The organism is Rhodococcus sp. WB9 (genome assembly GCF_007558985.1).
In the GTDB taxonomy this organism is placed as follows: Bacteria; Actinomycetota; Actinomycetes; order Mycobacteriales; family Mycobacteriaceae; genus Rhodococcus_F; species Rhodococcus_F opacus.
This window is the reverse complement of sequence record NZ_CP041769.1, coordinates 7,669,076-7,691,852: the sequence shown is the minus strand read 5'-3', so window position 1 is coordinate 7,691,852 and position 22,777 is coordinate 7,669,076. Positions and strand designations below refer to the sequence as shown.

The 22,777-nt window shown below is 67.5% G+C and carries 22 protein-coding genes and 1 pseudogene; 9 read left to right on the top strand and 14 right to left on the bottom strand.

Going from position 1 to position 22,777, the window contains the following annotated elements; genetic code table 11:
• Nucleotides 1-46: 46 nt before the first annotated feature.
• The 5 genes from gvpJ to FND50_RS35875 form a co-directional block, all read right to left on the bottom strand.
• The gene (gene gvpJ / locus FND50_RS35895; RefSeq protein ID WP_005249263.1) at nt 47-415 is read right to left on the bottom strand and encodes a gas vesicle protein GvpJ; all 369 of its coding nucleotides are present in this window, start codon (nt 413-415) and stop codon (nt 47-49) included.
• The gene (locus FND50_RS35890) at nt 412-1,026 is read right to left on the bottom strand and encodes a hypothetical protein (RefSeq protein WP_144289268.1); all 615 of its coding nucleotides are present in this window, start codon (nt 1,024-1,026) and stop codon (nt 412-414) included. Before FND50_RS35890 ends, gvpJ begins: the two co-directional genes overlap by 4 nt.
• Before the next feature lie 220 nt (nt 1,027-1,246).
• The gene (locus tag FND50_RS35885) at nt 1,247-2,326 is read right to left on the bottom strand and encodes a MerR family transcriptional regulator (RefSeq protein WP_144288929.1); all 1,080 of its coding nucleotides are present in this window, start codon (nt 2,324-2,326) and stop codon (nt 1,247-1,249) included.
• A 14-nt stretch (nt 2,327-2,340) separates the two neighbouring features.
• Complete coding sequence (locus FND50_RS35880; RefSeq protein ID WP_144288928.1) at nt 2,341-3,006, bottom strand: HEAT repeat domain-containing protein; 666 nt, start codon at nt 3,004-3,006, stop codon at nt 2,341-2,343.
• A 77-nt stretch (nt 3,007-3,083) separates the two neighbouring features.
• Nucleotides 3,084-3,569 carry a carboxymuconolactone decarboxylase family protein gene (locus FND50_RS35875; protein WP_144288927.1) on the bottom strand — a complete coding sequence of 162 codons (486 nt, stop codon included), beginning with the start codon at nt 3,567-3,569 and terminating at the stop codon, nt 3,084-3,086.
• A 206-nt stretch (nt 3,570-3,775) separates the two neighbouring features.
• On the opposite strand from FND50_RS35875, the gene FND50_RS35870 reads away from it, so the two are divergent.
• On the top strand, nt 3,776-4,711 hold the full coding sequence (locus FND50_RS35870) for an RNA polymerase sigma-70 factor (protein ID WP_005254365.1): 936 nt from the start codon (nt 3,776-3,778) through the stop codon (nt 4,709-4,711).
• A gap of 14 nt (nt 4,712-4,725) precedes the next feature.
• Here the strand turns inward: FND50_RS35870 and FND50_RS35865 are convergent, their stop codons facing one another.
• Nucleotides 4,726-5,325: a DUF2867 domain-containing protein gene (locus FND50_RS35865; RefSeq protein ID WP_144288926.1), complete on the bottom strand. Its 600-nt coding sequence runs from the start codon at nt 5,323-5,325 to the stop codon at nt 4,726-4,728.
• On the opposite strand from FND50_RS35865, the gene FND50_RS35860 reads away from it, so the two are divergent.
• Entirely contained in the window at nt 5,303-5,983 is a 681-nt protein-coding gene (locus FND50_RS35860) for a TetR/AcrR family transcriptional regulator (RefSeq protein WP_144288925.1), read from the top strand. The two genes, FND50_RS35865 and FND50_RS35860, sit on opposite strands and share 23 nt — an antisense overlap.
• Nucleotides 5,984-6,000: 17 nt before the next feature.
• Here the strand turns inward: FND50_RS35860 and FND50_RS35855 are convergent, their stop codons facing one another.
• Nucleotides 6,001-6,663 (bottom strand): class I SAM-dependent methyltransferase, encoded by a 663-nt coding sequence (locus tag FND50_RS35855; RefSeq protein WP_005254368.1) that lies wholly within the window; start codon nt 6,661-6,663, stop codon nt 6,001-6,003.
• Between FND50_RS35855 and FND50_RS35850 the strand changes: the two genes are divergently transcribed.
• Together FND50_RS35850 and FND50_RS38030 are read left to right on the top strand one after the other, a co-directional pair.
• Nucleotides 6,626-7,144 carry a maleylpyruvate isomerase N-terminal domain-containing protein gene (locus tag FND50_RS35850; RefSeq protein WP_397493119.1) on the top strand — a complete coding sequence of 173 codons (519 nt, stop codon included), beginning with the start codon at nt 6,626-6,628 and terminating at the stop codon, nt 7,142-7,144. The two genes, FND50_RS35855 and FND50_RS35850, sit on opposite strands and share 38 nt — an antisense overlap.
• Nucleotides 7,145-7,203: 59 nt before the next feature.
• Nucleotides 7,204-7,353, top strand: a complete 150-nt coding sequence (locus FND50_RS38030; RefSeq protein WP_397493117.1) for a hypothetical protein — start codon at nt 7,204-7,206, stop codon at nt 7,351-7,353.
• A gap of 128 nt (nt 7,354-7,481) precedes the next feature.
• On the opposite strand, the gene FND50_RS35845 is transcribed toward FND50_RS38030, so the two are convergent.
• Nucleotides 7,482-9,527, bottom strand: coding sequence for a TerD family protein (locus FND50_RS35845; protein WP_144288924.1), 2,046 nt, complete (start codon nt 9,525-9,527; stop codon nt 7,482-7,484).
• A 352-nt stretch (nt 9,528-9,879) separates the two neighbouring features.
• A pseudogene (locus FND50_RS38025) lies at nt 9,880-10,055 on the bottom strand (hypothetical protein); the annotation flags it as partial.
• Nucleotides 10,056-10,250: 195 nt separating this feature from the next.
• On the opposite strand from FND50_RS38025, the gene FND50_RS35835 reads away from it, so the two are divergent.
• On the top strand, nt 10,251-10,955 hold the full coding sequence (locus FND50_RS35835) for a M24 family metallopeptidase (protein ID WP_144288923.1): 705 nt from the start codon (nt 10,251-10,253) through the stop codon (nt 10,953-10,955).
• 100 nt (nt 10,956-11,055) lie between these two features.
• Here FND50_RS35835 and FND50_RS35830 read toward each other — a convergent pair whose 3' ends face one another.
• The 3 genes from FND50_RS35830 to FND50_RS35820 all read right to left on the bottom strand — a co-directional run bounded on the left by FND50_RS35830 (nt 11,056) and on the right by FND50_RS35820 (nt 14,281).
• On the bottom strand, nt 11,056-12,660 hold the full coding sequence (locus tag FND50_RS35830) for an MFS transporter (RefSeq protein WP_144288922.1): 1,605 nt from the start codon (nt 12,658-12,660) through the stop codon (nt 11,056-11,058).
• A 304-nt stretch (nt 12,661-12,964) separates the two neighbouring features.
• A complete protein-coding gene (locus FND50_RS35825; RefSeq protein ID WP_144288921.1) occupies nt 12,965-13,786 on the bottom strand; it encodes a class II glutamine amidotransferase in 822 nt (273 codons plus the stop codon).
• A gap of 114 nt (nt 13,787-13,900) precedes the next feature.
• Nucleotides 13,901-14,281, bottom strand: a complete 381-nt coding sequence (locus tag FND50_RS35820) for an SHOCT domain-containing protein (protein ID WP_144288920.1) — start codon at nt 14,279-14,281, stop codon at nt 13,901-13,903.
• 286 nt (nt 14,282-14,567) lie between these two features.
• Here FND50_RS35820 and proS point away from each other — a divergent pair, with 286 nt between their 5' ends.
• From proS to FND50_RS35805, 3 genes are all read left to right on the top strand, one after another.
• The gene (gene proS / locus FND50_RS35815; RefSeq protein ID WP_144288919.1) at nt 14,568-16,007 is read left to right on the top strand and encodes a proline--tRNA ligase; all 1,440 of its coding nucleotides are present in this window, start codon (nt 14,568-14,570) and stop codon (nt 16,005-16,007) included.
• 141 nt (nt 16,008-16,148) lie between these two features.
• Nucleotides 16,149-16,994: a hypothetical protein gene (locus FND50_RS35810; protein WP_144288918.1), complete on the top strand. Its 846-nt coding sequence runs from the start codon at nt 16,149-16,151 to the stop codon at nt 16,992-16,994.
• A gap of 71 nt (nt 16,995-17,065) precedes the next feature.
• On the top strand, nt 17,066-18,679 hold the full coding sequence (locus tag FND50_RS35805) for an IS1182 family transposase (protein ID WP_397493114.1): 1,614 nt from the start codon (nt 17,066-17,068) through the stop codon (nt 18,677-18,679).
• A gap of 204 nt (nt 18,680-18,883) precedes the next feature.
• Here the strand turns inward: FND50_RS35805 and FND50_RS35800 are convergent, their stop codons facing one another.
• Nucleotides 18,884-20,056: an MFS transporter gene (locus FND50_RS35800; protein ID WP_144288917.1), complete on the bottom strand. Its 1,173-nt coding sequence runs from the start codon at nt 20,054-20,056 to the stop codon at nt 18,884-18,886.
• A gap of 142 nt (nt 20,057-20,198) precedes the next feature.
• On the opposite strand from FND50_RS35800, the gene FND50_RS35795 reads away from it, so the two are divergent.
• On the top strand, nt 20,199-21,560 hold the full coding sequence (locus FND50_RS35795) for an amidase (protein ID WP_144288916.1): 1,362 nt from the start codon (nt 20,199-20,201) through the stop codon (nt 21,558-21,560).
• Between the two features lie 23 nt (nt 21,561-21,583).
• Here FND50_RS35795 and FND50_RS35790 read toward each other — a convergent pair whose 3' ends face one another.
• A complete protein-coding gene (locus tag FND50_RS35790) occupies nt 21,584-22,771 on the bottom strand; it encodes a CaiB/BaiF CoA-transferase family protein (protein ID WP_144288915.1) in 1,188 nt (395 codons plus the stop codon).
• Nucleotides 22,772-22,777: the final 6 nt, after the last annotated feature.

The following is a 22,777-nucleotide window of genomic DNA, read 5'->3' as shown; positions in this document are numbered from 1 at the left end:
ATGTAGTCGGCCTGAGCGCCGGCGCGGCCACGTCAGTGTCGTCGGATCACTTTCGCCTCCGGCGCGGCTCGGGTTCGCGTTCGGCTTCCGATCCGCCGAGGAACTCACCGAGCGTTTCTCCCACGGCCTCGAGCGCACCCTTGGTCTTGGACTTCGTGCTGCCGCTGCCCTTCACATCGGAAACGAGGTCGGTCAGGCCCTTCGGTTCGCTGCCGATCTCCAGTCGGTTCACCGCCTCGGCGAAGCGCAGGTAGGTATCCACACTGGCGACCACGACGCGGGCGTCGATGGTGAGCAGTTCGATGCCGACCAGTGAGACCCGCACGTAGGCGTCGATGACCAGGCCCTTGTCCAAGATGGTGTCGATGACATCGGCCAGGCTGCTGGAACTCGGGCCTCCGCCTGCTGTGGTCATCGCTGTGCTCCTCGCTTTCGACTACCGGAGGTTTTCGCCGGGGTGCTCCGCTTGCGGGGCGGTCGCCGAGCCGGTCGTTCCTCGTCCTCGTCCTCGACCTCCGCTGCCGTCTCGTCGTCGACGTCGTCCGACGGCGGTGCCTTCTTCGGTCGTTTCCTGCGTTCCAGCGCGCCGACCATGCCCACGGTGTCGTCGGCGAGCTTGCGCACTGTGCCCACGCTGTCGTCGGCGGCTTCCTCCACCGTGTCCACGGTGTCGTCGGTGACGTCTCGGGCCATGTCCGCGGTGTCCTCGACCAGGTCTTCAGCGGTCTCCAGGACCGCATCATTGCCGGAGAGCAGCCGATTGTTGAGTGCGTCGACTCGGGCGGTGACGGCGGTCATGGCCGCCACTTTCACGGCGTCGAGGAGTTGACCACGCACCGATTCACTGAGCTCGGCGAATTCGGGCGAGGTTTGCAGCAGTTTTGCGGCCCGGTCCACCATTTCCTGGGGTCCGCCTGCGAGGCGGCCGGCACCTGCCGCCGCGCGCAGCAGTCCCAGTTTCTTCCGGTGCGATCGGCCCAGCCAATAGCCCACGACCACCGCTGCCGCGACTTGCAGTCGGGTCATCATCGTCGACTCCCTTCACCCGCATCGGCCGTCATCGGTCGACGCCGAGCGTCCGGAACTGGCTGCCCGGCGTACCCCGGATCGGCAGTCCGGTGCGAACCAACCCTGAACCCGACTACCCGCAACGGATGGCCGTCAATCGGTCAAAGGCCGCAGTGGGCTGGGAAAATTCGGTCACCGCCACGAACCATCACCGACTCGGGGTCGGCTACGAATGCTGTCATGCTCCAGTAACTTTGGGTGACCGTGTCTCGTCCACCATCACTCCCGTCCCGATGCCCGATCGGCGGCGCCGGCTTCTTCCGCGGTCCAGCGTGTTCAGGATCGAGGCCGCGGTGGACGCGATCGTCCGGTCGCCGTCGTGGGCCAGCCGGTCGAGTGCCCGCCGCGCCGCGGTGCCGGGAATCTCGGCAAGCGCCTGCGTGATCCGCAACCGCGTGGGCGCCTCCTCGGTGTTGTCGAGCGTGATCTGCATGACCTCGACGATGGCGTCGGCCGAGGCCGAGACCGTCGTCAGCAGGCCCAGCACTTCGGCAGCCTCGACATCGCGCCGCCCCTCGACGACCAACTCGATCAGGGAGGGGATCGCGTCGACGTTTCCGCGAGAGCCGAGAGCGAGTGCCGCGTACCCGCGGACCGTGGCCTCTGGATCATCGAGAGCTCGTCTCAGATGTGCCGTTGCCTCCGCGGTGTGGATTGCCGCTATCGCGGCGGTGGCGCGACGCCGCACGTCGGCATCCTCCGCGTCGAGGCTGTCGGCCAGAACCTCGAGTCCCGGCCCGGCGACCCGCGCCAACGACCACTGCAGCGCTCCGGCCACATTCGGGTCGTCCTCCGACAGAATGGCCTCGACCAGCGCTTCGACGGGCAGCGCCGCAGTTCCGTCCTGAGACAGGATCGCTTGTTGACGACGGGCCGCGGATTCCGACTCGAGCGCACGCAGCAGACCGACGATGCGCAGGACATCCTCCCACGCCGCCGGCGAGGCGGCGTCGACGCGTTCGAGTTTGCCGAGCAGTTCCTCCTCGGCAGCGATCCGCCGGCGGGTGTGTCGGATGAGGTCTCCCACCAGGTCGGCCGGTGCGAAATCGGGCTCGTCCAGGGCCCGCTTGGCCTCGTTCAACGACAGCCCCAAGGTCCTGAGGCTCTCGACGTGGAAGAGCCGTCGGATGTCGTCGGCGGAGTACTCGCGGTAGCCGCCGGACGTGCGGCCCGTGGGCTTCACCAGCCCCAACGTGTCGTAGTGCCGCAACATCCGTGTGCTGACACCACACCGCCGGGAGACCTCACCGATCAACATCCCATCTCCTCCTGCTACGTGTCCGGACCGGCGACCGCGACGCGCTTCGCCGTCTCGACCGCGAGGGTGAACCCACTGTCGGGGTCGTGGCAGAGTCGCCTCGTCGCATCCGCGTGCGCACGAATGTGCGGGTCGGGACTGGTCCCGGCCGCGTCGAGGAGAGGGAGGACAGCGTCCCCGAGTCCTACCAGCGCACGGCTCAGACTGAGCTGCAGGTGCTGGTCGCCCCGCCCGAGTTCGATCGCCAGATCGGCCGCGAGTGCAGCCTCTCCGCCGGGGGGCACGAGTGCCACGGCCGCCCGCCACGCACTGCGCGCGACCTCGTCGTGCTCGTCGTGCAGCAGTGCCGACACCGCGGGCCAGGCGAGCCGGTCCCCGATCTTGGACAGGGTGTGCAGCGACTGACTGCGGGCCTGCGCGGAGTCGGCCCCGAGCTCTCGGACCAGTCGCGGCACCGTGAGCTCGCTCGGCAGGCGGCACAACGCCCAGGTCAGCATGTCGCGGACGAAGAAATCCGGTTCGACGGCACACCGCTCGACGAGAGTGTCCGTGAGACGGGGATCGGGGTGCGTGCCTGCAGTGAGCGCCGCCCGCAGCCGACCTGACGGGTCGGCTGCGGCCAGAGCGTCGACGAGGTGGGCATTCGGCCCACCGTGGTTGGTTGTGTTCACGACAACCACCTCCTTCGTCGACCATTCGAGTCCTTGTCACTGTGTCAGGGTCAAGTACTCGTTGTCAGGAGGCTGTCGCCTGCCGGTCAGCTCGTCAAGTTGGCGAACATGCCAGGCTCGTAGGATCCTGCCGGGTTGCGCACGATCACGTTGATCCGGTTGGCGGCGTTGATCAGGGCGACCAGGGAGACCAGTGCGGCGATCTGGTCGTCGTCGTAGTGTTTGCGCACCTGGGCCCAGGTCTCGTCGGACACGCCGTCGTGGGCGTCGGCGAGCCGGGTACCTTCCTCGCTGAGCGCCAGCGCGGCCCGCTCGGCCTCGGTGAACACGGTGGCCTCACGCCAGGCTGCGACGAGGTTGAGCCGGACCGGGGTTTCGCCGGCGGCCGTGGCGTCCTTGGTGTGCATGTCGGTGCAGAAGCCGCAGCCGTTGATCTGGCTGGCCCGGATCTCGACCAGGTGCTGGGTGGCCTTCGGCAGCGGCGATTGGTCGATCACCAGGGCGGCATTGGCGAACCGCTTGCCGAACTTCATGGCGATCTCGTTGTCGAACAGGTTGAATCGGGCGTCCATGACTTCGTCCTCACTCGTGGTGTTGTGTTGCTCTGGACGAACATGAGATGCCGGCGACCCGATCCTTGTGACAATCGCTCACGCCGCGACTTCGAAGTCACGTAATTTGGCAGCGGGCAACACGGGTCGGCTGCCGTCTGGTGTCACAAAACGGCAGGGCCCGGTGTCTGGTGTGTGACACAGTCGAGAGTGAGAAGGAGCCACCCATGGCCGGCACGTCGCAGACCACACCCGACGATCGCGGCGGGAGCCAGGACGATCGTTCGGACCCCGCCACCGAGGCGTTCGTCGCCCACCGCAACCTGCTGTTCACCGTTGCCTACGAGATGCTCGGATCGGCCGCCGACGCGGAAGACATCCTCCAGGAGACCTGGCTGCGGTGGGCGGGCGTCGATCTCGACACGGTCCGCAATCAGCGTGCGTATCTCGTCCGGATCACCACCCGCCAGGCGCTCGTCCGGCTGCGGACACTCAGCAGGCGCAAGGAGTCCTATGTCGGTCCCTGGTTGCCCGAGCCGCTGCTGACCGCGCCCGACGTGGCCGAGGATGTCGAGTTGGCCGACAGCGTCTCGATGGCGATGTTGCTGGTGCTGGAGACGCTCGCGCCGACCGAGCGGGCCGTGTTCGTGCTGCGCGAGGTGTTCGCTCTGGAGTACGGCGAGATCGCGGACGCCGTCGGCAAGAGCCCGGACGCCGTCCGCCAGATCGCGCACCGGGCGCGGGCCCATGTGGCGGCGCGCCGGCCGCGCGGCGTCGTATCCCCGGCCGAGTCCCGAGACGCACTCGAGGCGTTCCAGCGGGCGCTCGAGACGGGCGATCTGCAGAGCCTGCTCGACCTGCTCGCACCGGACGTCGTCCTCCTGGGTGACGGTGGCGGAGTCAAGCAGGCCGTGCTGCGGCCCATCGTGGGGGCCGACAAGGTGGGTCGCCTGCTGGCGGCCGGCCTGCCCCGGATCGACGGCACGGTGTCGGTCGAGCCGGTGCAGATGAATGGCTCCCCCGCGCTGATCGTCCGGCTGGACGGGGAGATCGACGACGTCGTGGCGGTGCGGATGGACGACGGCAAGATCACCGGGCTCTACATCGTGCGCAACCCCGAGAAGCTGTCGCGCGTCGAGCGGGAAACCGCGGTGAGCCGCTGAGGTCGCAAGCCTCCTTACCCTGCCTCGGCATGGTGGCGGTCGCGCCAGGCTCGTTCCCATTGCCGGGTCAGGGCCGGGTACACGATGAGGTACCGGAAAGGCGCGATGGCGGTCATGTAGAGCCGCCCGAACCATCCGTTGGGTTTGACGAGAACGGTCATCTGCAGTTCGTAATCGCCGTTCGCTCCTCTCGCCCAGCCGAGATGCATCACGGTGTGCACGGTCTTGTTCGCCAGCTCGCGGGCGGACTCCGTGTCGAGCTCGTACACCGCTGTGAGGGGCATGCCTTCGTCGTCCGGGCCGCGCGGAGCGGCGCGGAGGTCGCTGGGCAGGCGGTCGCGGAGCGAGGCAACCCGCTCACCGACACCAGTTGACGGATTGTCCCAGCCGAAGAGTGCCCCGAGTTTCCATCGAGCGGCGAACAGGAACCTCACCAGCCGGGGCTGCTTCGCTGGTCCCCCCGCGGCTCGCATCGCTGCGAGCATCGCCGGGAAGTCGTCGGGCCCGGCTCCGGGAGTGCGGAACGACCACACGTCCTCGACGGCGAAGTCTCTCGTGAATTCGTGGATACGCCAGGGCTGCTCGATGTAGGTGGCCTCTGCTATTCGTGGCACTGTCGTCCCCGATCTATACGGTACCGTATATTTCATCTATACGGTACCGTACACATCGAACGCGATCAATGGAGGTGGCCCGATTCCCGCCGTCGCCCGCACGACACGAGCCCGCTGGATCGAGGCGGGCCTCGACGCCCTCGCACGAGGAGGGCCCGACGCCGTCCGCGTCGAAACACTCGCCGCCGAACTCGGCGTGACGAAGGGCGGGTTCTACGGCTACTTCGACGGCCGTCCCGCATTGCTCACCGAAATGCTCGACGAGTGGGAACGCCGTTGCACCAAAGCCGTTATCGCCCAGGCCGATGCCGAAGGCGGCACCCCTGCCGATATAATCCGGCGCGTGGGGCAACTGACCTACTCGGAGGACTTTCAACGGATCGATCTCGCGATCCGGGCCTGGGCCCACCACGACCGGTCCGTCGCGACGCGCCTACACGCCATCGACAACGAGCGGATGAACTTTCTGCGGAAGATGTTCGGCACCTTCGTCACCGACCCCGACGAAATCGAGGCACGCAGCACCCTCATGTTCGGCCTTGCGATCGGCCGCCACTTCATCGTCGCGGACCACCCCGGGTACACCACACGCGAAGTCATCCAACTTGCCGGAGAATTCCTCCTGCGTCCGTCCGGTACGAATAGTTCTGTCGGGTAGGGGTTTCCGCTGGGCGATCAGTCGAGGTGAGCCGACAGCAGCCACGCCGGCAGCATGGACCGGCCCTTCTCGTCGTGCTCCCAGTTCGCGGCCTGCTCCGGACCGAGCAGCGCGTGGATGAAGGCCGGGCGAATGTCGTCGATGGTCCAGAACTCGGCGACCGCCTCGCGCAGCTCGTCGTCGGTCACCGGGTTCGGTCCTTCGCCCTCGGGGAAGGCGCCCTTCGCGAACACCAGGATGTAGTAGGACGCGCCAGGCGCGGCCGCCCGAGCGACCGCGCGCAGGTAGTCCCGCCGCCGGTCGACGGGAAGGGAATGGAACAGGGTGCTGTCGACGATCGTGGAGAACCGGCCGTCGAAACCGGTGAACGAACTGATGTCCGCCACCTGATACGTGGCCGTCGTCAGTCCACGATCGGCGGCGGCCGCCTGCGCCACCGCGATGGCCGTCGGCGACAGGTCCAGGCCCACCACCGTGTACCCCTGCGCCGCCAGGTGGAGCGACGTCTCGGCATGTCCGCAGCCCGCGTCCAGCACGTCGCTGCGGAACTTGCCCTCCGCGATCAGCCCGGCGATCTCGGGCTGCGGCTCACCGATGTTCCACGGCACCGGTCCCGTAAATACCTCCGCATCGCCTCGGTAGATGTCGTCCCACGGCGCTACCTGGTTCTCCTCGGTCATGCCATCGACGGTACGCCCGCACTACCGTGCTGATGTGGATCCTTTCTCACGCTCGTGGTCGGCGCTGCTCACAGCGGTCGCCGACCTTCCGGACGAGGACTTCGCACAGCCGTCCGGCTGTAGCGGCTGGCTCGTGCGGGAGCTGGTGTGCCACCTGATCATCGACGCGCAGGACGTCCTGATCACCCTTGTGACCCCCGCCGACACGGAACCGACGCGCGACGCCGTGACCTACTGGGTCGTCGCCGACACACCCCCGACCGGCGACGACCCGCTCGACGCGCTGATCGTCCGCTGGCCGCCGCGTACCAGGAGCCACGGCTGCTCAAATACCACTTCGACGACGTCGGCTCCGCTGCCGGCCGCGCCGGCGAACTCGCCGACCCGGACCTGCGGGTCAGCACCCGCGACGAGGTCCTCACCGCACGCGACTACCTCTCCGCGTATGTCTCGGAATCGACGCTGCACCACCTCGACCTGATCGCCCACCTCCGGGGTGCGGCGGAGCCGCCCGCAGACGGCCTCGCCCGATCCCGCGACATGCTGGAGAAGATCGCCGGGACCGCCTTCCCCGGGTCGTTCTCCGACAAAGACGCACTGCTGGTCGGCACCGGGCGGCGAGCCCCGACCGACGCGGAGAAGGACCAACTGGGTGAGCTGGCGACGAAACTCCCGCTCATCCTCGGATGATCGTCCAACCGACTGGGACCTTCCGCGTGGGCAAGCCTGAGCAGCAGACACGCGTTCGAGGACTCTAGGCCAGCAACCCGGGAACCCCGTGCGAATGGCTGTCTAACACTGGCACCGACTCGATCCACTTACTCGCCTTCGGATTGTGCGGTGTCGGACTTCGGCGGTTCATTCTGTTTCGGCGCGGCCGGAACCCATTCCCGCAGTTGTTGAACCACCGTGCCGTAGAACGCGTCGGTCGATGACGTCACGCTGGTGATGAAGCTCGCCGCGGTGCCCGACCGCCGGCCGCCCATCGGGAAGGTTTGTTCGAGGGAGAAGGAGACGATGTCTCCGGATCGCCCATCGGTCAGTACCTTCGGGTCCGCTCGCACCGTGTCGAGGTGCTCGCAGGCTTCGTTGCCGCGCTCGGAGAACACCGCTTCGACCTGAACGTCGCCGGGTACGTCCTTGAGTTGCTTGAGTAGCCACGACAGCCGGCGACCGGAGGTTCCCTCGTTCGGTGCCTCCACGGTGGTGCGGCAGCGGATCTTGTTGGTCCGCACATCCGCGATCACCACCAAATCCCCGGCCGTTTCCGGGATCCGCAGCACGGCTTCGAACACCCCGTCGGTCGCCAACCTTTCGGCTACCGCCGCATTGCGGGCTGCCGGGTCGCTGCCGTGACGGCGGGGCAGGATGTGTTTGACGGTGACACCGAGTTCGGCGGTCAGCCGCAGCGCGAGATGACGTGAGAGCGACACCCAGGTGTCGGCCACGGCGGCGGCTTTCTGGTCGCCGCCGCGGAGGGTGCCGGCGGTGACCGCGTCGCGGACGGTCACCCAGTGCCGGCCCATATCGACGAACTCGGCCGCCCCGGAGCGGGGGTGATCGAGGTAGCGCAGGAATTCAGCCAGGATCCAGGCCTGCAGGTCATCGTCGATACCGCCGTGCGAGAGCAACATCCGTGCCTCGTGCGCCACCTCCGCCCACGACAAATGGCGCAGCGCGACCTTGGCAAGCTTGCGACGGTCGACCTCCACCGGCAACTCCCCGGCACTGGCGGGAACGTCGTTCGACAGGCTGACCACCACGTCGTACTTCTTCTTCCGCGCCACATCGAGATAGTTCTCGAGTTGCTCCTTCTTGAGCTTGCCGTTGCCGGTCTTGACCTCGAGCAGGCCGGTCCACACCCTGGTGCCGCGGGAGACCTTCAGCACCGCGTCGGGGACCACCTTCGTCTCACCGCGCTCGTACGCGACCTCGACATAGCCTTCGAAGACACCGACCGGGGCCCCCATCCGGGCGCACACCGCGCGTGCGAAGGGGCGCACGGCCTGCATGGTGGCGATCAGCGCCGAGGTAGCGCGCCGCTCCTGTTCCTCCCCGGTCCCGACCCCGATCACCGAGAACAACCGCGCCGGCTGCCACGTGTCCTGTTCGGCGAGGGTGAATTCGACCGGCTTCGACTTGCGCACCACGCGCTTGGCGGTGCGGACGCCCCGGGTTCTCGCCTTCCTCTGTGTCGCCGGCGTGATGGGTGTGATGGGCAGTTCGGGCACCAGTTGCGGGGCGTCGCCGGCGGACCCGTGCGACGCCGGCACGGCGGGTTCGGCAAGGTCGGACGAGGTATCGGGGGTACCTGTGGGTTCCGGTTCCGGCTCGTCGTCGATGTCGACACCGAAATCCGTGGCCAAACCTGCCAGTCCGGATTCCCAGCCCTGCCCGACCGCCCGGATCTTCCACTCGGCATTACGGCGGTACACCTCGCCGAACACGAACGCCGACTCGGTCGTGGCATCGGCGGTGACATACTCCGCCAACGTGTACCCGGCCCCATCGACGACACGCAGAGCGAGCTTTCCGAGATCACCGAACCTGCCGTCGGCGACACTGCCGACCAAGGCCACGGTGTGCACGTCCTCCGGCACTGTGGACAGGTCGATCGCGATCCGCGCTTGCGCACCTTCCTCGGTACCGCTCGTACCCAGGAACCGGATCGACCCGTCCGTCGACTCGGGCTGGTTGTAGAACACGAAATCGTCGTCGGAGCGAACCGTGCCGCCGGAGTTCAGCAGCAAAGCCGACGCATCGACCTCGACCTCCGACTCGGTCCACCCGAGCACCACATCGATCTGCTCCACCTCAGCGGGCAGCGACAAGTTCTGTCCCTTGGACAGCATCGGAAACTCCACCAGAAACCACCCTCATTCGACCCGAAACCGCACCAACGCTGCGCGGCCGGACAGAGCCTGAGCCGACTACCGACGTCCGTCGCATCAACTGCGGATACTAATCGGTTCGTTTCAGTCGCGGACACCACCTGGCAAACATTTTCGTCGCCGCGTGTCCGCGTGGCGTCGGCGTGCCGTCTGTCCCGGTTGTGCAATGTCATTTACGCGAATGACATTGCACACGAACCCAAGTGAGAACGCGTGACGATAATCCTGGAACGCGCAGGCTCGGCGCCTACGGCAGGCGACCAGCCCCGGTCCAGCAGAGTCGCCCGCTGTGGCTATCGGGAGGTCTCCGCCACAGGTCGCCGCCTCAGGTGCCGAGCAACAAGATCCCTGTCACCAGTGACGCACCGACCTTGACAACTTCCAGGCCGATATAGACGTAGTGCGCGTGAGAACGGGGGACGTCTTCACTGGCGAGGACGCGGTCGGATCGTCGCGACAACCGGGGGCGAACACCGACCAGTTGCACCACGAGCACGCGACCGCCGTCGCTCCTGCCACCACCACCCCGGCAGTTGGTTCGTCTATGAGGAGTCCGGCAATGAGCAGTGCCGCCCACACCATCTCGGCACCCGGTCCGAGCCGAGTGGACAGCGCTGGACCGTCCGGCTTGACCAGGTAAAAACGATCTGCGTCAACGGTGTTGGCAATTCTGGGTGCCGACTAGGATCGGTTCTCGTGCCCTTCTCCGCTGTCTCCGAACAGGAACGCGTCTCTGCGTTGCTCGATGCGCAAGACAAGGCGGTCGCGCTGTTCGACGCGGTTGTCGCGCGCGGTCTCATCGCCCCCGGCGCGTCCGAGTCGGCGGTCAGCGACGCTATTCGGGATCTCGCGGACGAGATGTTCGGTACCCGCAGGTTCTGGCACAAGCGGATCGTGCGCACCGGGATCAACACGCTCGAGCCGTACAGGTCGAATCCGCCGGACCTCACCATCGCCGCCGACGACATCACCTTCCTCGACTTCGGCCCGATCTTCGAGGCGTGGGAAGCGGACTTCGGTCGCACCTACGTCCTCGGTGACGACCCCGCCAAGATCGCACTCCGCGACGCTCTCGAGCCGGTGTGGCAGCGCGGCCGCGATTACTTTCATGCACATCCCGACGTCACCGGGGCGGAGCTCTATGCCCATGTCGTCGACCTTGCCCGGCAGAGTGGATGGGAGTTCGGTTCCTCGATCGCCGGGCATTTGGTCGGCGAGTTCCCGCACGAGAAGATCGCCGGTCACAAGACCGACTCCTACATCAAGCCGGGATCGGCCGGGCCGATGCGTCGGCTCGATGCTGCCGGTCGGCCGTGCCACTGCATCCTCGAGATCCACCTCGTCAATCGTGCCCGGGGAATCGGTGGTTTCTTCGAGCAGCTCCTGGACCTGGGCCGATGAGCACACCCGACACCGAGACCGACGGTGATCCTCTTGTTCTCCTGTCAGGGAGCGGCGAAGCCTGCGGCGGCGAGAATCTGTCCAGGTGGGGAGATGCGAGTCAGTCCCCCGGTGGCCCTTGGCCGGAAGGCGGTGCTGCGGGCTCCGGTATGCGCCTCATGCGGAACGAGTTGAACAGCCCGATGAGACCGGCGAGGATGGGGATGAGCAAAGCGATTTGCAGGGCGAGCGGTCGTGCGTCGGTGTTGATGCGGATGATCTCGTCCTGAATCTCCGGGGGTTGGTCCACGAGCAGCTGTTCGAGCTGGGCGTTGCTCATGACTTCGGCGTCGTCCTCGAGCACCTGCGCCACCTGCTGCTGCTCTGCCGGCGGGAGCACGGTGCTCGATTCCGCCATTGAGGTGAAGGTGAGGGACAGCGTTGCGAGCATGATGGCGCCGGCGAACGCCAGCCCGAACGAGAGCCCGAACGATCCTGCCGCGGAATTGACGCTGGCGGCCTCGCTGATCCGCTCTTCCTCGATCGGTGCCAGTGTGTAGTTGTTGAGCTGGGACACGAGCAACCCCAACCCGGATCCGGCGATCACCAACGGGATCACCAGGCCCCAGCCGAACTCGGCGCGCGGCACGATCGGGATCAGCGCCGCGATCCCGATCGTCAGAAGCACGAATCCCCAGCGGATGATGCTGCTCGGGCGTCGGTCGCCCGCCTTCTTGCCCGCGAGCACCGCCACTGCGAACATGCTGAGCGAGAGGGGTGCGAGGGACAATCCCGCCTGCATCGCGTTGTATTCGAGCACCATCTGCAGGTAGATCGGCAGCGCGATCATCGTGCCGCCCAGGGCGATCTGCTGGAGCATCTGCCCGGTGATGCCCAGTCGGAAAACTTTGGAGTGGAACAGATCCGGGTCCAGCAGTGTCGGTTTCCCCTGACGTTTGCGCCGCACGAGCCAGTACGCCAGTCCGGCCATCGCGATCGCACCGAGTATCAGGAGCGCACCGACGGATTCGCCGCCCTCCTGCCATACCAGGATTCCGAGCACGATCCCGCCCATGCCCAGAACGGAGAGGGCCGCCCCCACCAGGTCGATCACCCGGGGTCCCGTGTACGGCACATCGCGGACCAGTTTGATGCCGGAGAGCACGACCGCGATGATGACGACCTCGAGCACGAACCCGACGCGCCACGAGAGGTAGGTGGTGATGAAACCGCCGAGCAGCGGTCCGACGGCGGCGGCGATCGCGGCCGCCGCCCCGACCAGGGCGTAGACCTTCTTTTGAGCCGCCCCTTCGAAATTGCCGTGGATGAGGGACTGCATGGCGGGCAGCAGAAGTGACGCGCCGATTCCACCGAGTACGGCCCAGAAGATGATGATCGCCGTCAGGCTCTGCGCGAGCGCCATCGCCGACGCACCGACTGCGTAGCCGAGCAGGCCCAGCACGTACGCCCGTTTGCGCCCGATGAGATCGCCGACCTTGCCACCGATCAGGATGAACGCGGCGGATACCAGCGCCTCGAGCGCAATCGCCGCCTGGACGCCGCTGACGGTGGTGTCGAGGTCGCGAACCACCGACGAGATCGACACGTTCATCAGCGATGTGTCGACGACGAGCACGAACATCGCCATCGCCAGCAGGAGTCCGAGCAGGCGGGAAGGGCCCACTGCCTTCTCGGAGGGATCGCTGGTCGTCGGTCCTTCGGTCATCACGGACCCACCGTCCCGGCTGTCGTGTAGGGCGGCAATCCACGGCGAGCTACCCAAGACGTCACGGCCACCTCCTGGGCGCACACCCGCCCAGGTCCTCGGGCCCGGGTGGGAATGGGGTAGACGCGATCGCAACGTCCATCCCGCAACACCGAGTGTCTCATGTGTGGGGGCGACCTACCTAGAGAACAAAGAACCCGGCGGGGCGCCGGCCACGCAAAACTCGGAGGCGCCATTGTCGATGTCGGCCGGTCGGCTCAACGGATATCGTGCGATCAGGTGGTCGTCTCGGTGCTGCGCGAACTCAGGTCGGTGCGATCGGTTCGAACGGCCGGATTTCGTCGTCGCCGGGCCGGACCACCCCGGCCGAGGATTCCGGCACTTCGTTCCACGCACCTTCGAGGTCGCGGAGTGGCTCGGAGACCACGAAACGGGTCTCCTCGCCCAGGTGGTGCAGTACCTCGACCTCCGGGTAGAGGGCGCGCAGCTTCGCGATGCCGGTGGAGAAGAACAGCGACCTCGACTGCCGCTCACTCGAATAGCGGAAGATCCACAGCGATGCACCGTCGGTGGTCGCGACGGTCATCTGCACCGGATTCTCGACCCCGTGCGTGTGGCCCACCTCTTCGACGAAGCCGACCGCGCGCGCAACGGCATCGAAGGGGTCGTCGACGAGACCGAACGTCAGGGCGAGGAAGAACAAGGTTTCGGAGTCCGTGGACCCCTCGATGTCGGGAAACAGGGCCGGGTCGACGGCCATCACCAACTCGCGTCTGATCTCGTGGAAACCGCGCAGCGCGCCGTTGTGCATCCACAACCACTGCCCGTGCCGGAACGGGTGACAGTTGCTGCGTTGCACCGGCGTCCCGGTCGAGGCCCGCACGTGGGCGAGCAGCATCGGCGTTCGCACCTGACCGGTGATCTCCCGCAGATTGCTGTCGTTCCAGGCCGGTTCGATGCTCTTGTACACCGCCGGTTCGGTGCCCTCGCCGTACCAGCCGACCCCGAACCCGTCACCATTCGTGGTCGTCGCTCCGAGACGCGAGTGCAGACTCTGATCGATCAGCGAATGTTTAGGGCGGAACAACAGGTCTTCCGCGAGGATCGGCTCACCCGAGTACGCCATCCACCGGCACATACATCAATTCAAGCAGAGCCGACCCTGTCTGCGACAGCCCCGGCGGGCACCGGTGCTCGCCGCACCGGATCGTCGCCTGCCTGCCGTTTTGCGCCGCGCGTGTCAGGTGAGCGCCTTTGCCTTGAGGGTGTCGAACTCGGACTGGGTGATGGTGCCGGCGTCGAGCAGTGCTTTCGCGTCGGCGATCTGTTCGGCAGCCGACTTCCCGGCCACCTCCCTGATGTAATGGTCGGTCGCCTGCTTCGCCGCGCTCTGCGCCTCGAGGTGCCGCTCCGCCATGCCGCGGCCCCGGGCGATGAGGTAGACGAACACACTCAGGTACGGCAGCACGATCAGGAAGATGATCCACAGCGTCTTGCCGAGACCGGACATGCCGCGGTCGCGGAACAGATCACCGAGGACCTGAAACAGGATCATCAGGTAGGCGACGAACGCGAACACCATCAGCGTGTACCAGAACAGGTCCCAGAATGAATCCAACATGGTATGACTCCTTCGAGTGCGGCGGCCGCGCATATGGGCTGCCTGGGTGCGGAGCAGAAATCAAATGTGCACGTTCACGAAGCAAGCATCCACCTCCCGGGCGCCTTTGGTTGGTGGTTTTGCGCAGATCAGGGCCGCCGGGGCAAGCGAGGGGTCGATCCAGCCCGCGCCCGGTGACCACTGGACGACGCCGACCGGAATCTCGGCGAAGTACTCCGGGCATCTCGCTATCGGACCCGGCCGCGGACGGTGAAACGGCTGATCCGCCCGAGTAGTCTGTGCTGGCATGGCACGGGATGAGCGCGGTGTGACAGCCCAGAGTGAGGACTTCGCTGCCTGGTACAACGAGGTGGTGTTCAAGGCCGGCCTTGTGGATCGAGGTCCGGCCAAGGGCACCATGGTGATCCGACCGTACGGGTACCGGCTGTGGGAACTGTTGCAGTCCGAACTCGACCGCCGCATCAAGGACACCGGTCACGAGAATGCATACTTCCCGTTGCTGATTCCGGAAAGCTACCTGGGCCGGGAAGCCGAACACGTCGAAGGGTTTTCCCCGGAACTGGCGGTGGTCACCCATGCCGGCGGGAAGGAACTCGAAGAACTGCTGGTGGTGCGGCCGACGTCGGAGACGATCATCGGCGAGATGATGGCCAAGTGGATCAGCTCGCACCGCGACCTGCCGCTGCTGTTGAACCAGTGGGCGAACGTGGTGCGGTGGGAGTTGCGTCCGCGAATGTTTCTGCGCACCACAGAATTTCTGTGGCAGGAGGGCCACACCGCGCACGTCGACGAGGCTGCCGCCCGCCGTGAGACGATGCTGGCGCTCGACATCTATCGCGAGGTGGCACGTGAGCTGGCCGCGATCCCGGTCGTTCCGGGCGAGAAGACGCCCGGTGAACGGTTCGCGGGTGCCGTGGCGACGTACACGATCGAGGGCATGATGCGTGACGGCCGTGCGTTGCAGTCCGGCACCTCGCATTACCTGGGCACCAAGTTCGCGTCGGCTTTCGACATCCGTTTCACCAGCGAGTCGGGACGAGAGGAGTTGTGTCACACCACATCGTGGGGTATGAGCACCCGGATGATCGGTGGCCTCGTCATGACTCACGGCGACGACAAGGGCCTGGTGTTCCCGCCGCGGTTGGCGCCCCACCAGGTGGTGATCGTGCCGATCACCCGTGGCGGCAACGTTGCGGTCGAGGAAGCGGCCGACGAGCTTGCCCGCCGCCTGCGGTCGGTCGGGGTGCGGACCCATGTCGATGCCCGCCCCCAGCTCACCCCGGGGTTCAAGTACAACGAGTGGGAGTTGCGCGGCGTCCCGGTCCGGCTCGAGCTCGGGCCGCGAGATCTGGAGGCCGGCACGGTGATGATGGTGAAACGGCTCGGCGACGACGGCAAGCAGTCCGTGCCGATCGACTCCCTGCCCGAGACCATGCCTGGGGTCCTGGACGACTTTCAGGCCTTCCTGCTCGCTCGTGCGACCGCGTTCCGCGACAGCCACACTCGGACCGTCGACAACTGGGAGGGTTTCGCGGACGCGGTCTCGACGGGGTGGGCACTGGCGCTGCACTGCGGGATCGCCGCGTGCGAGGAGGAGATCAAGTCCCTCACCGCTGCCACCCCGCGATGTGTTCCCCTCGGCGGCGAGCCGGACACAGGTGTGTGCGTGCAATGTGGCGCGGCGTCGGCGTACGGCAGGCGGGTGATCTTCGGGCGCGCCTACTGACGGGGCGCACACGGTGTGTGCAGGGGTGGCTTTCGCCACCCCTCGGGGGACTATTCGCATGCCGGGTACTCGACGGACGCTGGGGATCTCGAAAACCGACCACTCGGAGAGAGACGGCCCTCGACCGAAAGGAACCCCGCTATGCCCCGCATCCTCGGCACCACCGTCCCCGACGTTCACGAACACGATCCACCGGGCGCCGCCATGCCCGCTGTCGAATCCGTCCACAAAGAGGTCCGGCACCACTGGGCCTTCGCGCGGATCGGCCTGTACCTGCTGCTCGCTTCCCTACCACTGCTCGCGATCTCGGCGCAGGTGTTCGGCGTCGTGCCGATGAATGCCACCGGTGCGCTGGTGATCATTCCGCTCGCCGCCACCCTCGCCGTGTTGTGCGTGTTCGCTCCGCACCCGATCGACCGCATCGTCGGCCATGGCCTCGGCTGGGGGATGTTCGCGTGTCTGGCCTACGACGTCTTCCGCCTCGACACCGTGTATCTGCTCGGGCTGTGGGGCGACTTCATTCCGAAAATGGGTACGTGGCTGCACTCGGGAACCGACACCCGGACCGGCGCGATCGTCGGCTACCTGTGGCGGTACCTCGGCGACGGCGGCGGCATCGGAATCGCCTTCTTCCTCATCGCCCTCGCACTCGGCCTCCAGCACCGGTCGCGCCGTGTCGTCCTCCTCGCGTTCGTCACCTTCGCGGTGTTCCCGGTGTGGGCCGGGCTCATCGGAACGGTCGCCCTGTCGCCGCACGGACAGCACGACATGTTTCCGCTCACGCCGACGACGATCACGTTGTCGCTGATCGGGCACCTGATCTTCGGGCTCGTGCTCGGCCTCGGCTTCCTGCGCGCCCGGGGCCGCCTCGGGCAGCACTGGCCGTGGCCGCCGCTGCTCCCGGTGCGGTCGCGGGCCGGTGCGCCACGGCCGCGCAGTGAGGCGCTGGTGCCCGCGTGCGGCGAGTGCGGCGCGACCGAACGGTAGGAACCCTCCCTAGGAGGGTGCTGAATTATCCGACAGCCGACCGCCGCCGTGTCGAGCCGCATTTTGGGTGTTTGACCTGCGATAATGCTGGTGTTCAGGGTGATTCGGATTCGCAAGGTGATCTGTGGGACGTCTCGTCGGTGGCGGGGCATTTACTCCCCGAGGGCAGTGTGTTCTCGTTCCTCGCCGAGCACCGGTTCGAGCTGTTCCCGCCGGAGATGTTCACCGACCTGTTCCCGTCACGGAGGGGACGGCCCTCGATCGCCCCCGAGGTGGTGGCCTCGGTGCTGGTGCTCCAAGCCCTGCACGGTCTGTCGGATCGGGCCGCGGCCGAGGCGGTCACCTTCGATCTGCGGTGGAAGGCGGCGTGCGGGCTCCCGGTGGACGGGGCTGCGTTCCACCCGACGGTGCTCACGTACTGGCGACGGCGTTTGGCCGCCTCCGAGCACCCGAACCGGATCTTCGAGGTGGTCAAGGAGGTGATCGCCGACACCGGTGTGCTGAACGGACGAACCCGGCGGGCACTGGATTCGACCGTCCTCGATGACGCGGTCGCCACCCAGGACACCGTCACCCAGCTGGTCGCGGCGATCCGCCGGGTCGCCGCCCTCGTGCCCGGCGCCGCGGAGGTGGTCACCCGGCTCGGCACGGCCGCCGACTACACCCGCCCCGGCAAACCCGACATCGCCTGGGACGACAAGACCGCGCGTGATCAGCTGGTCGACGCCCTCGTGCGGGACGCGCTGAGCATCCTCGCCGCGCTGACCGGACCCGGTACCGACCCGGTCGACCCGGACTCGCCGGCGGGTCAGGCCCTGGCACTGCTCGCGCTGGTCGCCGGCCAGGACGTTGAATGGATCACCGACGACAACGACACCGCCGGCGGCGGGGGCCGCTGGCGGATCGCCCGCAAGGTCGCCGCCGACCGGGTGATCTCCACCGTCGATCCCGAAACCCGGCACGCCCGCAAGACCCGCTCGCGCCGGCAGGACGGTTACAAGGGCCACATCGCCGCCGAACCCGACACCGGATTGATCACCGCCGCGAAACTGACGAAAGCCGCAGGTGAGGGCAGTGGCGACGCGGAGGTCGGCGGTCAGTTGCTCGCTGCCGATGGCACCCTCGACGGCCCGGCCGAGGTGCTCGGTGATTCCGCGTACGGCAGCGGCCGGATGCTCGACGCCCTCGCCGAAGCAGGCCACGATGCGGTGATCAAACCCAAACCGGTCCATACCCCGTCGGGTCTGACGGAGGCGTTCACCGCCGACGAGTTCACCGTCGATCACGACCGCGAGACGGTGACCTGCCCGAACGGCGAGACTGCGTTGTTCGCGAACAAGTCCCGGACCGCGACGTTCGGACGGGCCTGCACCACATGCCCATTCCGGTCACGCTGCACCAACTCCGTGCGGGGCCGCACCGTCCACATCGGGGAACACGATCGGCGGGTGCGGGCCCACCGGGCCCGGTGGGCCCGTGATGAGCAGATGCGCCGGGACTACCGGCAGCATCGTTCGATGATCGAGCGCAGCATCGCGTGGATGACCCGCGGGGCACGAACGCTGCGGTACCGGGGCGTCGCCAAGAACGACTCGTGGTGGAACCTGCGGGCGGCGGCGGTGAACCTGCAGCGGCTCACCGGCCTCGGATTGAGCCTCGAGGACGGGACGTGGGCCCTGGGATAGCCGGTAGGGGTCGCCCACCGCGGCCACCCGCCACGCAACGGCTCGATCCCCGCCCGGAGCCGAAACCACCATGCCCGAACACCATTTTCGGCACATCATCGACACCCAGACCGGAGGATTCTCCCACACGGCCGCCCCCACCGCCTCGATAAATCAGCGGGCTCCTAGGTGAGTGGCGAAGCGTGCCCGGGCACGCTTCGCCACTCACGTGGGGGTGAGGTGCCGGTCCTTCACCTTCCGGCCCACTGCCACGGACAGCAGCATCAGCAGTGCCGCCCCGACGAAGCAGGTGGCGTAGCCGAGGTGCGGGGCGAGGAGGGAGATGACGAACGGGACTGCGAAGCCGATGTAGATCAGGCAGTAGAACACCGCGACGGTCTGCGCGAGTTCGTCTGCCGGTGCCAATTTTTCGACGGACGCCAGACCGGAACCGAGCAGGATGCCGTAGCAGGATCCGAGGAGGAACGCCGCGACGACGATCGCGGCGACGGACAGCGCGCCGTCCGTGTATGCGACCACGGTCGCGGCGCCGAAGCCCAGCACTCCGAGGGCGATGCCGACCCGGACCCCGGCGGCGTCGTCCTGCTGCGACCACCGTTTGGCCCACGGCTGGATCACCGCCCCGGTGATCAGCGTCAGCGCCGCGACGAGCCCGGTGAACGCCACCGACGTGGAGCGCAGCGACTCGGAGACGAGCGGCGGAAGGGTCGCGAACGACACGGTCGCCACGCCGAACACCCACGGCGCCCAGGGGGCGATGCCCCACCGGAACTGGGGTGTCGCCAGCACCGACAGGGGTTTGGCGGTGAGGTCGGTGGCCCGGACCCGCACGTCGGGCACAGCCCACACCAGCGCCAGGGCACCGACCATCAACGCGACGTGCACCAGGTACGGGAGCAGTTCGGGGGCGGGGAGCCACTGCGCGATCACGCCGGCGAACAGGGCCCCGCAGCCGAATCCCGCGGACAACGACACGGCGGCGCGGCGTGCACCCGCCCCGTCGGGCGCGGTGGAGCTGAGTTCCTTCATCCAGGCGGTTCCGGCGCCGAACGCCATGCCGGAGGCGAGTCCGGCCAGCACCCGGCCCAGATAGAGCAGGTCGGGGACGGCGGCGCCCGCGATGAGCACGAGCGAGGAGACGATGCCGACGGGGATCATCGGGCGGATCACCGCGCGCCGGCCGAACCGGTCGGACACGCGGCCGAAGTACAGCAGGGCGGGCACCAGCCCGACGACGTACGACGCGAGCATCGCGGTGAAGGCGCCGTTTCCGAGACCGAGATGTTCGCGGTAGACGAGCTGCATCGGGGCGAACTGGTTGGCACCCCAGCTGACCGCGAACAGCGCGGCGGCGAGGCGGACCCAGGGCGAGAGCATCACCTGATCCTCCCAGAGCCCGTAGCGCGGCGAAGTATCAACTCTTCACAGCTCGGGCGACGGATTCCTGTGCACACTGGCCGTGTGCGGCGGGTGTGGGGATGTCTAGCGTCGACCCCTGAGCACGAGCCGAGGAGGACATGTGTGGGGTAACGACGGCAGCTGGGTCGGCTCGGACGCGCAGACGATCGCCCGCGCGGTGACGAACCGGGAAGTCTCCGCGAGTCAGGTGCTCGACGACCACCTGGCGCACATCAAGGCCCGGAACCCGGAGCTGAACGCCGTCGTCACCGTCGCCGAGGATCAGGCGATCCGGGCCGCCGACGACCTCGACACCCGGATCGGCCGAGGGGAGGACGTCGGTCCGCTGGCCGGGGTCCCGTTCACCGCGAAGGACCTGATCGCGACCGCGGATGTCCGGACGACGGCGGGGTCGCGCGCGCTCGAGCACAACGTGCCGCGTGTCGACGCGCCCGCGGTGGCCGCGATGAGGGCGGCCGGCGCGATTCTCGTCGGGAAGACGAACACCCCGGAGTTCGGGGCCAGCGGGCTCACCCACAACGACCTGTTCGGGTACACCGTGAACCCGCTCCGGCCCGACGGTGTTCCCCGCTCACCTGGTGGGTCGAGCGGCGGCGAGGCGGCGGCGGTCGCGTCCGGGATGAGCGTGGTCGGTCTCGGCACCGACTTCGGCGGCTCGGTGCGCTGGCCCGCCCACTGCACGGGACTGCGCTCGGTGCGCCCGACGATCGGCAGGGTGGACCCCGACGGACAGTATCCCGGCGTCCCGTCGGGCGATCACGTGCTGACCAATCCGGCGACCATGCACGGCACGCTGCAGACGATCGGCCCGATGGCGCGGACGCTGGACGACGCGGCCCTGGTGCTGCGGGTGCTGTCGTCCCCGCAGTACCGCTGGACGGACCCGGGTTCGGTGGACCTCTCACGCCTCGACATCACGTGGGCGCCGGGCGACGGGACCGTCCCGGTGGACACGGAGATTGTCGCGGCCGTCGCCCGCGCCGCCGGACGGCTCGGTGCCCGCCCGTACGAGGGCGGGGCGCTGTCGGAGGGCAACGCTCTGTTCGGCAGGTTGCGTGCGGTCGAAACCCACACCGACATCATCGAACTCGGCACAGACTTCGGAAACAACATCGCCACGATGCTCGCCGACGCGCGGGACGTGGACCGGCGCCTGGTCGAGCGACTGTGGGCGCAGCGAGCGGAACTCGTGCACCGACTGCTCGGCGAGATGGGTGACGTCCTCGTCCTTCCCGTCGCCTCGATCCCGGCGCCGCCGCTCGGCGACGAAGTGTTCGACGTCGGTGGGCAGTCGCTCACGTGGTCTCAGGCCCTGGCGAGTTGCCGCGCGATCAGCGTGACGGGTCTGCCGTCCGTCGTCGTTCCGGTGGGAAGCACCCGGTCCGGGTTGCCGATCGGCGTGCAGGTCGTCGCGCGGCCGTGGTGCGAGCACGTGGCGTTGGCCGTGGCCGCCCGGTTGTGAGGCGACCACGGCCGACGCGGGTGTCAGATCACCCGGTCGCGCCGGAGGCCCTCGATATCTTCGTCGCTCAGCCCGAATTCACCGAGCACCTCGGCCGTGTCCTGCCCCAGCACCATCGGCGGCGCATTCCGGATCGGCAGGGTCTCGTCGTCCACCCAGAACGGACCCCGGACCAGGGGCACTTCACCGCCGTCCGGCGTGGTTACCGGCTGCACCATCTTCAGCGCCTGCACCTGGGGGTCGGCGAAGGCCTGATCGATCGTGTGGACGGGACCGCACGGGATGCCCGCCGCGCGAATCGACGTCACCCATTCGGCGGCCGGCCGCACCGACAGCAGTTCGAGAAGTTCCTTGGTGAGCCGATCGCGGTGTGCGAGTCGTGATTGGCCGGTGCGGTATTCGGTCCGGTCGGCGAGTTCGGGATCCCCGAGAACCTGGCACAGCGACACCCAGTGCCGGTCGGAGCCGGTCGCGATGATGATGGGGAAATCGGCCGTGTCGAACGTGCCGTACGGCGTTATGGTGGGGTGTGTGTTTCCGTTCGGTTCCGCGACGCGTCCGGTGCTCAGGTAGTTCTGCGCCTGGAACGACATGATCGACAGGGCCGATTCGAGTAGCGACGTCTGCACGTGATGACCGGCGCCGTCACGACCCCGGGACACGAGTGCCGCCGTGATGCCCAGCGCCGCATAGATACCGGACACCGTGTCGATGATCGGAATGCCCACGCGCATCGGCGTGTGGTCGCCGGCGCCGGTCACCGACATCAGACCCGACATGCCCTGCGCCACCTGATCGAGACCCGGTGAGAACTGCTCGGGTCCGGTCGGGCCGAAACCGCTGACACTCATGACGATCACCCCGGGATTGTCCTCGGCGAGCGACTCCTGGTCGAGTCCCATGTCCGCGAGGACGCCGGGACGGAAATTCTCCACGATGACGTCCACGCCGACGGCCATGCGGCGCAGCAGTTTCCGACCCTGCTCGCTGCGCATGTCGAGCGCGACGGAGCGTTTGCCGCGGTTGACGGACGCGAAGTACAGGCTGTCGCTGCCGTCGAACGGCGGCCACTGCCGGGAACTGTCGCCACCGGAACGGGTCTCGACCTTGATGATGTCGGCGCCGAAATCCGACAGCAGTGCCGTGCACAGCGGACCGGCGAGGGCCCGCGTGAGGTCGAGGACCCGGATCCCGCTGAGCAACTGATTCATGGTGGA